Origin of the sequence: Variovorax sp. M-6 (genome assembly GCF_052114385.1) — a bacterium.
Classification (GTDB): domain Bacteria; phylum Pseudomonadota; class Gammaproteobacteria; order Burkholderiales; family Burkholderiaceae_C; genus Variovorax.
The window spans coordinates 118936-130523 of the sequence record NZ_JBFREQ010000016.1 but is presented as its reverse complement, the minus strand read 5'-3'; the positions used below and the strand labels follow the sequence as shown (position 1 = coordinate 130523).

Here is an 11588-nt window from a genome sequence, read left to right as displayed (position 1 = left end):
GATCAACCGGGAGGCGCGGGCGTGGTAGTCGGCGGGGCCAGTTCGATGACGTGCGTCGGGCGACTGGAGCTCATTTCGGCCATGCAGCCGCGTCGATAGACGCAGCGAGCGAAGGTCCGACCTAGACAGCGGGGGCTGAAGGCCGGACGTTGGTACCCTGGCGGTCGCGGTCCATGCTGAGCTGGCTAGTCGGTGCGCTGATCGTTGGCCCTAGGATCGAGCGACCGTTCCGCCTCGAGCCAGTCCTCCAACTCATGGCCAGCCTGCCGGCCGTGCCTTTCCCACACGGCATAAGCTGCCGCCCGGATGCGCGCTTGGCGATCGGCGTCGGCGTCCGCCATACCTAACCGTGAAGCGTCGAGGTGCGGGTCAATGCCCTGGATCGGGCTGTTCGTCAGGTCGTCGCCGATCTCTACGACCTTGTTCTCGTTTGCCTCGTCTCGAAACTCTGCCGGCGCGGTCTCGGTGGCTCGCTTCATATTGTTCTTGACGGCCTCGCGCTCCGACTCGGCGCGGTTCTGCAGGTCTTGCGGGTTCATGGCAAATTCCTAAGGGAAGTGAGAGGTGGCCGCGACTACGGTACCCCTGCAGCAGAAGCCCTTGCGGTTGCCGTTGTAATTCGGATCATCATGCGTGTGGATGTTGGGTTTGTCCCGCGCGCATCGCTCCCGGGTCGGGTATGGAGCGCCATCGCCCCGCCTGCACCCGAAAGCAATGCAGCCCTCGCACGTAGTCGGTGTTGCGCCTACGGCAGCAGGAGGAACGCAGGTCCCGAGCGGACCAGGCAAGCGCCCTGCTCGACGGTAGAACTAGCCCCGTCCGTAGCTGGATGCAATCATTAAAAACGGCCTCGCCGCAAGCGAGCTGCCGCTCTCAGATTTCGCTTACGTTCATGATCGCGCAGGTCGAAAAAATCGAAGCAGCCGACGCACGGCGTTTCGGCGCTGTGTTCGTTTGCGGCGGAATCCGGTCGGCGCGTGGCTGCACGGGTGTGTGGACCCCTCACCTTGCGGCCGAGTGCACTCTTCCCTTCGTCATGTCGTAGCGGTGCTGCCTCGGGAGGATCGAAGTCCAGAACTGCATGCTCCGCCCTGCCGATCCGAAACGCATCTAGCTAGCTCGAGCGTCCAGCCGCCAAGGACGGCCCGCGCTTAGGTCTAAGGGGTTTGGAGCAAAGATGCGAAAATTGATGCAAAATAGTATCATCAGTGATTCAGGGCTAGCCATGCGTACCACCGTCACCATCGAAGACTCACTTTTCGAGAAGGCCCTTGAATTGGCCGATCCCGAAATGGACAAGGCGGAGATCTTTCGAGAGGCAATCCGCACGTTCGTTCGTGTTCAGGCGGGCAAGCGCCTCATTGCGCTCGGAGGCACTTCCCCCGACATCAAGGACGTCCCGCGCCGTCAAGGCGAGTTGATCTCGCCATGAGCGTGCTCGTCGACACCTCCGTTTGGATCGACCATTTCCGTAGCGGCAACGCCGCCCTCGCAAACCTGGTGGGCTTGGACCTCGCCTTGACCCATCCAATGGTGATCGTTGAACTGGCGTGTGGAACCCCGCCCTCTCCGCGAGAGCAAACGCTTGGCAGCCTGAGCCTGCTGAGGTCGTGCAATCAGGCCACATTGGACGAAGTGCTCGAATTGATCGAGCGCGAAAAGCTCTACGGACTCGGGTGCGGGTTGGTCGACATGGCGCTACTTGCGTCGACCCTCATCACCCCAGGCGCACGGCTATGGACCCGTGACCGGCGCCTGCTGGAACTTGCGCAGCGATTCGACGTCGCACATGGCCTCCACTGACAGCCCGACATGGCAACCGAATTGCTAAAGCCAATTCCCTCGCAGAATCCAACGCAGCTGGACCTGCTGCTGGCGCGGTACGCTGGCGGGATCATGACCGCGCGGGAGCTCACGAGCGCGACAGGGCTCGCCTGTAGGGAGATCCTGGTGGAACCGGGCAAGCGCAACCTTGGCACTGCCGAGTGTGAGGCCGGAGCGCACGCCCGCGCCGGATTCATTGCTGGAACGTGCGCTGCGAGGTGGCGGATGAGTTCCGACGACAAAGGACACCAAATGGGCCATTTGGCCGTGCACCTGGCCAAGCAGACCAACCCCTGCACCGACTCGGCGGTGAAGGCTCTTCTGAGCAAGACGCGAAAGGCCTACGCCAAGCGCAACGCCACCCCTCACAAGCAGCGGGCCCTGACCAAGGAGCCGCTCGAGGCGGTCCTGGAGACCTGCGACGACTCGCTCAAGGGAAAGCGTGACCGCGCCCTCCTCCTCTTCGCCTGGTCGTCCGGCGGCCTCGAAGACCAACCACACCGGAAAGGTGAAGCCCGAGGATGTGAAGCCGGTGGTGGGCATGGCCGCGGAAGCCATGGAAGCCTGGCTGAAGGCCAGTGGAATCACCTCAGGACCCCTCTTCCGCCGGATCAACAAGGCCGGGCGCCTGGGCGAGGATGCCCTCACCGGCACGGCCATCCGCGACATCGTGAAGGCGCGCTGCAAGCTCGCCGGCGTGGGCGATGACTTCTCGGCCCACTCGCTGCGATCTGGCTTCGTCACGGAGGCCGGGCGGCGGAACCTCCCCTTGCAGGAGACCATGGCCATGACCGGTCACCGTAGCGTGGACGTCGTGTCCGGCTATTTCCGAGCGGGCGCTGCGCAGACGAGCGCGCTGGCGCGCATGATGGACTCGGGAAAGCCGAGTCCGGATGACATCTAGCGGCCCTCGGCTGCCTTCGGCGAAGCTTCATCCATTAAGCAATGGGATCGGAGGGAAAGATGGACGAGATGGAAACCCTCGACTTCCAGGGATGGCATTTCCTGTGCAGCGGCGAGCAGCTGCCCTCAGGAGCCTTTCAGGCGACAGTTCGCTACAAGGCGCCACCTTGCAACGACATTCGGACCCTCGTTTTGGGCCCCGAGAGATTTGACACAGCGCAGCAGGCGCTTGGACGTGCGAAAGAGCTTGCAATGAAATGGGCCAACGAGCGAGCAGGCGACGGGCGCGGGGACGCTTGAAAGGCTCCGGCGAGCTAGCATAAGAATAACCTCAGCTGCGCGGGCTCTGCGGATCGGACCTCCTCGATGCTGGTGTCCAAGGCAGCATCGAACGGAGGTTCGGCCTGCATGTTCTTTGCCGCGGCCAGGCTCTGGGCAACGAATGCCGCAAACGGCTTCACGTCGCTCTTGCCGCTCGCGGCGTTCAACGGGTCCATGTATCGGTCGCGATCTTCGAGACGCAGTACTGTCCACGGGAATCCACCGGAGGTGAGCATCGTATTCATGATGAATCGCCCAAGGCGCCCGTTGCCGTCCATGTCCGGGTGGATGAAAACGAACATGAAGTGGCCAAGCACCACGCACCGCGGCTGATGGCTCGTCGCGCAGTAGCTCGAACATAGCGGGCATCATCTCCCGCACCGCTTCACGTGGCGGCGGCACGTGCTGGGCGTTGCGAATGTAGACTTGATGGCCGCGGTAGCCTGCGAGGTCGCGCGGCGACAGAAGTCCAGCCGTGACGCTCGGCGAGAACATGGCTCGGAACCAACTGCTGTGATCGCTCTTGAGGACGTCGCCTGCGTTCGCACCCGCGAAGATTTTCTGAAGGGACGCCGTGACTTCGTTGTGCGCGAGCCAATAGCCGTGGGCCGCCATTGCATCTCCTGATTGTCGGTCCTGCTCGTGGATGTCTTCGTTCCAGGCTCCGGCGGCAACGCGGCGGATCAGTTCAGGTGTGACCCGATGGAAAGCGAGTGGTACGCATCGGTGTCTTCGATCGCCTGCATGACCGTAGGAACGTCCCTGGGGAGGCCCGGTTCCTCCCGCGAGAAGGTGCTGACGACCTCGGCGTGCATGGACGCCCACATGAGTCGCAATCGGGAGACATAAGGGGACTCGATGCGGTCGCCTGGCACGATTCGTAGCGGGATCTCGAATGGGTTCGATTCGGTCACCTGGTTGCCCAAGGCGCGCATGAAACCCGCGATGTCGTCGGTGCTTGTCATCGCGATCCCGCTGATGACGCTGCCATCCTTCAGGAAGAGATCTTCCGACCGATCTTCCGATTCGCGCCTATCGCAGCGCCGAAGCTGCAAATCTCCGCTTGGGCGAAGGCAGCTTGTCCAGTTCATCAAGTCCTTGAATCTGGGAAGGCCGGTGTAGTATGAGTACGTGCCAGCGTTCCAGAGCGCGCTTTCCGCGCCCACGCTGTTGCACCCGGGTCGCGACGAGTGATCGACAAACCCTGAGACCCGCATGTCTGAGGACTCGAGCCCGTTGAACACCGACGGTTTAGCCGCACTGCAACGGCAGCGCCATGCCTTCCTGCGGGACAGCCCACCGGGCCTTGCGCAACGCAAGGCGGCACTCGCCCGGTTGCTCAACCGGTCGGTGCAACGCTCCGTCTGCCTACGGCAGTCATCAGTGTGTTGCATGAATCCGCAGGCAAAATCGAGGGCCCGTCCGCACTTCGAGCGGCCCCTACTTCTTTCGCGTGAGCATCGTGCCCCTTGAAATTGGCGAAACTGACCGTCGGCTGGATGAACCGCTGTTACGTTCCCTCCATGCTCTGCTCGCAGAAGCCAGCGTATCGCAGGCTGCCGCGAAGTTGGGCGTTGCGCAGTCCGCGCTCAGCCGCCACCTCAAGGTGCTCCGCCAGTTGACCGGCGACGAACTGCTGATCCGCGTGGGCAACCGAATGGTGCTCACTGAAAGGGCGCAGGCCCTGGTTGCGCCAGCCCGCCGCATTCTTGCAGACATGTCGCTGCTCACCTCAGAGGCCAAGCCAGTCGAGCCCGGCAAGATGCGCCAGAGCTTTCGCATCGCGACCTACGACTTCTTGCCGCACTGGTTCTTCGCGGACATCATCGAGCGGGTTGGCCGTCAGGCGCCCGAGTGCGACGTGGTCGTACGCGGCCTGGGTTCTCGGTTCGAGCACTACCGGCAGCTCGCGGACGGTGAGGTCGACATGGTCATCACCATCTGGCCCGAGCTCCCGGACCATCTGCGCGCGGCAAGCTTGTTGACCGAGCCGATGGTGTGCCTGATGCGCAGGGGCCATCCGCTGTTGGGTAAACCGTTGACACTCGAAAACTATCGCCGGGCGCGGCACCTCGCCTCGCTAGAGCACGTGCCGGGGCAGGGCACCATTCTCGATGCGCAGCTCGCGGAGTTGGGCGTGTCGGTACACACGGCAATGCACACACAGTTTCTGAGCATGGCACCCGCCATCCTCACACGTTCCGACCTCATCTTCTCTACCGGTCGGCTGCTGGCCGAGGACTTTGCCGAGCGGTACCCGCTCGCGCTCGTGCCGTTCCCTGCCAAGATCAAACCGCATCGCTATCGCCTGGTCTGGCACGAGCGCACGCACAAGAACCAGGCTATGAGCTGGATGCGCAACGAGTTGATTGCCGCCGCGCGCGAACTCGCCCACCGGCCAAGGTCATGACAATGGCGTCATAACCCGCTACACACCGCAGCGCTGGGTGTCGGCGGCAGGCGTGGATAAGGTGGCGGCACACACTCCAACCGACGCTGCTGCCCATGTCCCCCCTCGTTTCCGACGTCACCATTCCACACGGTGTTTCGGCCACGCCGCTTCCGACCGAGCTACTCGCCCGTGTCGCTCGGCTTCCCAAGGTCGATCTACATTTCCACATGGCCGGCACAATGCGCCCGGCCACGCTTGCGCGGCTCGCGAGCAAATACGACCTGCCTCTGCCGCGGCCCGTGCAGACGCTGTACACCTACCGCGACTTCTACGACTTCATCGGCGTGCTGCGCATCGCCGCGCAGGCCGTGCGCAGCAGCGCCGACTTCGAGTGCGTGGCCTACGAAGCCGTGGAGGATGCGGCGCGCAGCAGCAACGCGCGCCATATCGAGATGTCCTTTAACCCGCAGTACTTCATGCCCACTGCCGTTCCCTACCGGGTGCAGGTCGAGGGACTGACTGCCGGCCTGCATGCCGCGCAACGCGACTTCGGCTGCTCGGGCCTGCTGATTGCCTCATTCGATCGCGGCCTGCCACTTGACAGCGCCGAGCGCGCTATGGACGACATAGTCGGCCTGCGCTCGGACCTGGTGGTTGGCGTGGGCCTGGACGGCCCGGAGCGCGAAGGGCCGCCTGCCCAGTTCGCGGCGCTCTTCCAGCGCGCCGGACAGGCCGGACTGCGCCGAACGGCCCATGTCTGCGAGGACAACCAGACACTGGAGGAGGCGCCGCCTTCCAATGTCGACGCGTGCATTGAGCACTTGGGCTGCGACCGGCTTGACCACGGCTACAACCTGCTCGCGAGCGAAGATGGCTTGCGCCGCGCGCGCGATCGCGGCGTGTACTTCTGCGTGTGCGGGGTCACGAGCGTCGTGCGGCGCCAGCGCCAGCGCATAGAAGGCGTGAAACGCATGGTCGACGCAGGCCTGCCCCTGACCCTCAACACTGACGACCCTGCGATGTTCCACACCGACCTTTCGCACTCCTACGCGACCGTGCTCGAGGGCTGCGGCTGGGGGTGGGCGCAGGCACGTGCCTTCAGTCTGGCTGGCGTGGACGCATGCTGGCTCGACGGATCGTCCAAGAGGGCCTTGCGCGCCGAGTTCGAGCGCGAGATCGCCGTGCTCGAAGCCACGCAGTCCACAACCCAGTGACCCCCGCCAAAAAAACCAAAGCCGAAAGCAAGGATCTGTGATGCGACTCCCAACTGCTGGAAAAACCCGCCGCCGCAAATTGGTAGCGGCACTTGCACTCGCTGCCCTCGCGTGCTCGGCGCCGCCCATCATGGCCGAGAGCGCATGGCCCGCGCGCGCGATCACCCTCATAGTGCCCTACGCTGCCGGCGGCAACGTGGACGTCATGGCGCGTTGGATCGGACCCGAGCTGTCAGCGCGTCTCGGGCAGCCAGTGGTTATTGAGAACGTCTCGGGCGCTGCTGGCGTCATCGGCACGGAAAAAGTTGTGCGCGCCAAGCCCGACGGCTATACCCTCCTACTGTCGGTGGAAAGCACTATCGTCATCGCGAAGATGGTCACGCCTTCTACCGTCCGCTACGACGGGCTGGCTGATCTGATGCCTGTCACCCTACTGGGGTCACAGCCCCTGGTGCTCGTGGGCAAGCCCACTATGCAAGCGAAGACCAGCGAGGCGCTCTATGCAGAACTGAAGGCTGTGCCGGGCAAATACACCTACGCAAGTTCCGGCATAGGCACCTCGCTGCACCTGGGCGGCGAACTGCTCAAGCAGCAAGGCGGCGTCGACATGCTCCACGTGCCCTATCGGGCCGGCACGCAGATCGTGAACGATCTCAGCGGTAGTCAGCTAGACCTGGCTGTGCTGCCTTTGTCTATGGTGATGCAGCAGGCTCGCGCAGGAAAGATCCTCGTGTACGGCGTGTTGTCGGACAAGCCGTCCCCGGCCATGCCCGAGGTGCTACCACTGACCAGCGTGCCAGCCTGGCGCGGAGCGAACGTGACGGTTTGGCAGGGTGTCTTCGCGCCGAAGGGCACGCCGACGCAGATTGTCGAGCAGCTAAATGCCGCGCTGGGCCAAGTGTTGACTGACCCCAGCGTGCGGAAGAATTTTCAGGATAGTGGCGTCACGCCAATCGGTGCCGGACCGAGGGAATTCGCTGCGTTCCTCAAGAATGAGGAGAGCAAGTTCGGCGCGATTGTCGCCAAGGGAAACATCAAGGCCGAGTAGCCGGGTCGGTCGGGGTCGGCCGAGGAGGGCCGAGCTTCTGCCGAGCGTCATGTCCGATGGGCTCTGATCCGTGGAGCGCCTCGGTGTGGAAGCACTCGGCAATGCCAGGTTGTCCACATTCATCATCTGTCGTTGAAACACCACCTAGCGGCGATCGTCCAAGTAGCTCAACAACGTGATCGAGCAAGACCACCGGAACGGAAGTGGCACCGCAACATGGGGGCGGTCACTCACGAGACGAGGGGTCGTCGAATGCGAGTTACATGCATATCAAAATAGCAAGCTCGACAGCAATCGCGCAAGGCACGGTTGTCGTCCGGCCATCCAACTTTGACTCCGCTACGCGCCGCTATCTGGACGGGCCCGGTCGAGCCCTTGGCCGAACCCATCCTCAATTGGCTTCACGAAGCCGCCAGCAAGATCTCGAACTGACGGTCACGTCTTCGGTCGGGGCCTGATCGCTTTCGGTTGATCGCCGCCGAGGGCTTGGGTTTCCAACGGCAGGCTGGCGCGGGCGATTCGGATCGGCTCGGGTTCGCCAGTGATCGTCACGACCACCCGAGTGCAGCCGTCGGCTGTCCGCCCGAAGACGGCCGTTCCCTCCACGCCCGGTGTGCGCACGGCGCGCAAGATCCGAGCGTCGAAGTCTTCAGGCGCGTAGACGAACGGGATGGTTTCGGTGGCGCTCACGCACGGATCCTACGGCCGTTCGGGCTTCGGCGGAATCGGGCCACGCACGTATGCTGGCGCCCCGGCTCCTCGTGACGTTCTGCTCGGAACTGGGGCGCGGACGTTGCATCGGCGCCATGGCTGCGTTGTACCCGGCCTGTATGCTGCGCCATCGAGACTCACTGGTGAAGCAACATGGCGCGACGTTCACCCCTTGGGACCTTGGCGGTAGCGGCGGCGTTTGCCGCGGTCGCGTCCCTGTGCGTCGGCGCAGGCCTGGCGAAATTGCGTGCCGGGCTCGATCGGGCCGGGCGGCTGTGACTCCATTGGCCCCGGTGGTGGTCAATCCATTAGCCCAGATGGCGGCATGTCCGATCGGGCCCGGCGGCGGACTTTCGATTGAGCCCGGCGGGGGCCAGGCGATCGGCCCGGGAGGCGGACAGGATCTGAACTGCGACCGGAGCCGGGGCCTCGACCCGAACACCCTTCGACCGTACCCGGACGCGGGGGCGCCGTTTACTGGGTTGCCTCGGCTAGGCGATTGACCTCGAGGACCCAGGCGCCAGTGCACGCTGCGGCTGACGGCGTCTGATTCGCGACATTTGCTCCGTTTCGCTCAGAAATCCTGCCAGACGGCAGAGGATGACGTGACTCGCGCGCCGCGCACCTCTTCCGCAGCGGTGCCAAACGTGGCAAGTTTCCACTTCCAGCGGCCGGATCGCGCCGCATTGATGGGGAAACCATGGCCGCACGTTCCATCGCTTCGCTCTCTCTCAGCTTCGGACTCGTCTCGATCCCGGTGAAGCTCTACTCGGCGACCGAGTCCTCGGAGACCATCCGCTTCAACCTCCTCGCCAAGGACGGCAGCCGCGTGAAGCAGCAGTACGTGTCAGAGAAAGACATGAAGACGGTGGTGCCGCGCAACGAGATGATCAAGGGCTACGAATTCGAGAAGGACCGGTACGTGCTGTTCCAGCCAGAGGAGCTGAAGGCCCTCGAGGAAGGCTCCAGCCATGTGATCGACATCGTGTCGTTCATCCCCGAGAAGGAAGTCGACCCCATCTACTACGACAAGGCCTACTTCCTGGCGCCCGACAAGCGCGGCGGCAAGCCCTACAGCCTCCTGCGGGCTGCCATGCGCGAGAGCGGTCGCTGCGCGCTGGCGAAGTGGGCGTGGAAGGGCAAACAATACGTCGTGCAGGTCCGGGCCGCCGAAGACGGCCTGGTGTTGCAGCAGCTGCTCTATGCGAACGAGGTTCGCTCGCTGGCGGACCTCGACATCGAGAACACCCAGCCGACACCGGCGGAGCTCAAGCTGGCGCTGCAGCTCATTGACCAGATCTCGGAAGACACCTACGATCCGACCATGTTCGAGGACGAAGAGAAGAAGCGCATCCTGGCAGCCATCGACGCCAAGATCGCAGGCAAGGAGGTCGTCGCTTCGCCGCACGCTGGAGAGGAAGCTGGCGCCCAGGTGATCGACCTCACCGAGGCGCTCATGGCCAGTCTGAAGCGCAAGCCCGCCACTGCGACGAAGGCACCGGCTGCGGCCAAGCCCGCCGCCGCCGGAGCCGCCGACAACGTCGCAGAGATAGGAGCCAAGCGCAAAGGTGTTCGTCGCGCTCCCAAGACCGCGGAAACCGCTGCGGAGCCGACACGCACCCGCGCCAGGAAGTAAGCTGGCGGCTTACAAAGCTGGCGGGAGGTAGCTCTGGAGTCCCATACGCTTCGACGCGTTCAGGAGATGCTCGGCCTCTCCCGGAACGCGATCGTCCGCCTGGTCGAACTTGGCTTCGTCAAGCCCGCGCGCGGGCCGCGCCAAGCCTACTTGTTCTCGTTCCAGGATGTCATGCTGCTGCGCACGGCTCATGAGCTTCGCTCCGCGAGCATCCCCACCGCCAAGATCTTGCGATCGCTGCGCCGGCTGAGAGATCAGCTGCCTTCCGAGGCTCCGTTGTCCGGCCTTCGCATCACCGCCGTGGGCAACGACATCGCCGTGCGCGATCGGAACTCGCAATGGGAGGCTGAGAGCGGGCAGCTTCTGATGGATTTCGACGTCGAGCTCGAGCCGAAAGGCGGTGTGGTGACCGTCGTGCGGCATCTGTCGGCCGCACGCCGCCCCGCCGCCGCGGCGCCGACGCCCTCGCCAGAGGTCCTGTTCACGCGCGCGGAGTGCCTCGAGTCGGTCGACGCCGCGGAAGCGCGGCGGCTCTACGAGGAGGCTATCGCCGTCGCACCGGATTACACCAACGCCTACCTCAATCTCGGCGCGCTCCTCTGTGACGGCGGCGATTGCGATGAGGCGGTCCAGGTGTTCTCCAAGGGGATCGAGAACCGCCCGGAGGAACCCATCCTCTACTTCAACCGTGCGGTGGCACTTGAGGACCTGAATCGATTCGAGGAGGCCCTGGCGAGTTATGACCTGGCGCTGCAGCTCGATCCGAATCTTGCCGATGCGCACTTCAACGTGGGCAGGCTCTACGATGAGCTAGGCAACAGACAGGGTGCGATTCGCCACTACAGTGCGTACCGGCGACTGTCGAGGTAGAAGCAGTCACGGGGTAAACGGCACACCATGCTTCAGCCGTCCCCGTGCGAGAGACTATCGGCCGCTTTCCGGCAGTGAGCGTGTGTCTGTTGTAGGTCAGCTTTGGGCCCCGGAGCGGAACTTCGTGGCGGTCGGCAGCGGACGCTCAGGCGGGAGGATTTCGCGCTGTCCGCCGCCTTGCAGATCGGTTCGCTTGAGCCTATAAAGGTCCGGCCACACTGCCTGAGGAGGCTGTATGCCTGATGACCTGAGAAATTTCCGGCCACTGGATCCGGGTCGGATCCTTGAGGAAGATTCTCTAGAGTTGCAGTACTGGTGCAAGGAGCTTCGATGCACTGAGGCGAAACTGCGAGATACCATTTCCAAGGTCGGCAATCACGTCGCCGCCGTGCGCGAACATCTCGCGTCGCAGGAGTGATCCGCCGGCGGAACAAGCGGGGTTGACACGGCAAACGACTCCATGAAGGTGGCAATCAGCCTTTGGAGCCCAGGGTCAGGGTCATGGTGCGCGACAAGCCCGCTAGGTCGACAATTCCTTGCTGCCCTCGGCGCCGGCTGGATTGGCAGTTCGGCCCGCCGCTAGATGCCGCATCGCTGGAACTGCGTCTACTGCGTCTCATCGGCGCCGCGACACGTGCCTTGCACAGAACGAACGGCCTTAGGCGTGGC

General features: G+C 63.8%; 14 protein-coding genes. 10 read left to right on the top strand and 4 right to left on the bottom strand.

Features of this window, described 5'->3' with window-relative positions:
• Nucleotides 1-185 precede the first annotated feature (185 nt).
• On the bottom strand, nucleotides 186-539 hold the full coding sequence (locus AB4Z46_RS18980; RefSeq protein ID WP_442285081.1) for a DUF2934 domain-containing protein: 354 nt from the start codon (nucleotides 537-539) through the stop codon (nucleotides 186-188).
• A 686-nt stretch (nucleotides 540-1225) separates the two neighbouring features.
• Between AB4Z46_RS18980 and AB4Z46_RS18975 the strand changes: the two genes are divergently transcribed.
• The 4 genes from AB4Z46_RS18975 (at nucleotide 1226) to AB4Z46_RS18960 (ending at nucleotide 3027) form a co-directional block, all read left to right on the top strand.
• Entirely contained in the window at nucleotides 1226-1432 is a 207-nt protein-coding gene (locus AB4Z46_RS18975) for a type II toxin-antitoxin system VapB family antitoxin (protein ID WP_442285080.1), read from the top strand.
• The gene (locus tag AB4Z46_RS18970) at nucleotides 1429-1803 is read left to right on the top strand and encodes a type II toxin-antitoxin system VapC family toxin (RefSeq protein WP_442285079.1); all 375 of its coding nucleotides are present in this window, start codon (nucleotides 1429-1431) and stop codon (nucleotides 1801-1803) included. The genes AB4Z46_RS18975 and AB4Z46_RS18970 overlap by 4 nt, the downstream gene beginning before the upstream one ends.
• 463 nt (nucleotides 1804-2266) lie before the next feature.
• On the top strand, nucleotides 2267-2728 hold the full coding sequence (locus AB4Z46_RS18965; protein ID WP_442285078.1) for a tyrosine-type recombinase/integrase: 462 nt from the start codon (nucleotides 2267-2269) through the stop codon (nucleotides 2726-2728).
• Between the two features lie 59 nt (nucleotides 2729-2787).
• A complete protein-coding gene (locus AB4Z46_RS18960) occupies nucleotides 2788-3027 on the top strand; it encodes a hypothetical protein (protein ID WP_442285077.1) in 240 nt (79 codons plus the stop codon).
• Nucleotides 3028-3041: 14 nt separating this feature from the next.
• Here AB4Z46_RS18960 and AB4Z46_RS18955 read toward each other — a convergent pair whose 3' ends face one another.
• Nucleotides 3042-3350, bottom strand: a complete 309-nt coding sequence (locus tag AB4Z46_RS18955; protein ID WP_442285076.1) for a hypothetical protein — start codon at nucleotides 3348-3350, stop codon at nucleotides 3042-3044.
• A 381-nt stretch (nucleotides 3351-3731) separates the two neighbouring features.
• Entirely contained in the window at nucleotides 3732-4139 is a 408-nt protein-coding gene (locus AB4Z46_RS18950; RefSeq protein ID WP_442285075.1) for a hypothetical protein, read from the bottom strand.
• A gap of 362 nt (nucleotides 4140-4501) precedes the next feature.
• Between AB4Z46_RS18950 and AB4Z46_RS18945 the strand changes: the two genes are divergently transcribed.
• The 3 genes from AB4Z46_RS18945 to AB4Z46_RS18935 all read left to right on the top strand — a co-directional run bounded on the left by AB4Z46_RS18945 (nucleotide 4502) and on the right by AB4Z46_RS18935 (nucleotide 7702).
• Nucleotides 4502-5458 (top strand): LysR family transcriptional regulator, encoded by a 957-nt coding sequence (locus AB4Z46_RS18945; RefSeq protein ID WP_442285074.1) that lies wholly within the window; start codon nucleotides 4502-4504, stop codon nucleotides 5456-5458.
• Nucleotides 5459-5553: 95 nt separating this feature from the next.
• Complete coding sequence (gene add, locus AB4Z46_RS18940; RefSeq protein WP_442285073.1) at nucleotides 5554-6654, top strand: adenosine deaminase; 1101 nt, start codon at nucleotides 5554-5556, stop codon at nucleotides 6652-6654.
• A 40-nt stretch (nucleotides 6655-6694) separates the two neighbouring features.
• A complete protein-coding gene (locus tag AB4Z46_RS18935; RefSeq protein ID WP_442285072.1) occupies nucleotides 6695-7702 on the top strand; it encodes a Bug family tripartite tricarboxylate transporter substrate binding protein in 1008 nt (335 codons plus the stop codon).
• A 435-nt stretch (nucleotides 7703-8137) separates the two neighbouring features.
• Here the strand turns inward: AB4Z46_RS18935 and AB4Z46_RS18930 are convergent, their stop codons facing one another.
• On the bottom strand, nucleotides 8138-8392 hold the full coding sequence (locus AB4Z46_RS18930; protein WP_442285071.1) for a hypothetical protein: 255 nt from the start codon (nucleotides 8390-8392) through the stop codon (nucleotides 8138-8140).
• A gap of 721 nt (nucleotides 8393-9113) precedes the next feature.
• Between AB4Z46_RS18930 and ku the strand changes: the two genes are divergently transcribed.
• From ku to AB4Z46_RS18915, 3 genes are all read left to right on the top strand, one after another.
• Nucleotides 9114-10049, top strand: a complete 936-nt coding sequence (gene ku, locus AB4Z46_RS18925; RefSeq protein WP_442285070.1) for a non-homologous end joining protein Ku — start codon at nucleotides 9114-9116, stop codon at nucleotides 10047-10049.
• Nucleotides 10050-10115: 66 nt separating this feature from the next.
• A complete protein-coding gene (locus AB4Z46_RS18920) occupies nucleotides 10116-10919 on the top strand; it encodes a tetratricopeptide repeat protein (RefSeq protein ID WP_442285069.1) in 804 nt (267 codons plus the stop codon).
• Between the two features lie 235 nt (nucleotides 10920-11154).
• Nucleotides 11155-11337, top strand: coding sequence for a DUF3606 domain-containing protein (locus AB4Z46_RS18915; protein ID WP_442285068.1), 183 nt, complete (start codon nucleotides 11155-11157; stop codon nucleotides 11335-11337).
• Nucleotides 11338-11588: the final 251 nt, after the last annotated feature.

Excerpts from the sequence above, each read along its gene's own strand:
- AB4Z46_RS18920 (WP_442285069.1), top strand. The coding sequence starts at position 10,116 with ATGCTCGGCCTCTCCCGGAACGCGATCGTCCGCCTGGTCGAACTTGGC.
- AB4Z46_RS18970 (WP_442285079.1), top strand. The coding sequence starts at position 1,429 with ATGAGCGTGCTCGTCGACACCTCCGTTTGGATCGACCATTTCCGTAGC.
- AB4Z46_RS18975 (WP_442285080.1), top strand. The coding sequence starts at position 1,226 with ATGCGTACCACCGTCACCATCGAAGACTCACTTTTCGAGAAGGCCCTT.
- AB4Z46_RS18935 (WP_442285072.1), top strand. The coding sequence starts at position 6,695 with ATGCGACTCCCAACTGCTGGAAAAACCCGCCGCCGCAAATTGGTAGCG.
- ku (WP_442285070.1), top strand. The coding sequence starts at position 9,114 with ATGGCCGCACGTTCCATCGCTTCGCTCTCTCTCAGCTTCGGACTCGTC.
- AB4Z46_RS18955 (WP_442285076.1), bottom strand. The coding sequence starts at position 3,350 with ATGTTCGTTTTCATCCACCCGGACATGGACGGCAACGGGCGCCTTGGG.
- AB4Z46_RS18915 (WP_442285068.1), top strand. The coding sequence starts at position 11,155 with ATGCCTGATGACCTGAGAAATTTCCGGCCACTGGATCCGGGTCGGATC.
- add (WP_442285073.1), top strand. The coding sequence starts at position 5,554 with ATGTCCCCCCTCGTTTCCGACGTCACCATTCCACACGGTGTTTCGGCC.
- AB4Z46_RS18950 (WP_442285075.1), bottom strand. The coding sequence starts at position 4,139 with ATGAACTGGACAAGCTGCCTTCGCCCAAGCGGAGATTTGCAGCTTCGG.
- AB4Z46_RS18980 (WP_442285081.1), bottom strand. The coding sequence starts at position 539 with ATGAACCCGCAAGACCTGCAGAACCGCGCCGAGTCGGAGCGCGAGGCC.
- AB4Z46_RS18960 (WP_442285077.1), top strand. The coding sequence starts at position 2,788 with ATGGACGAGATGGAAACCCTCGACTTCCAGGGATGGCATTTCCTGTGC.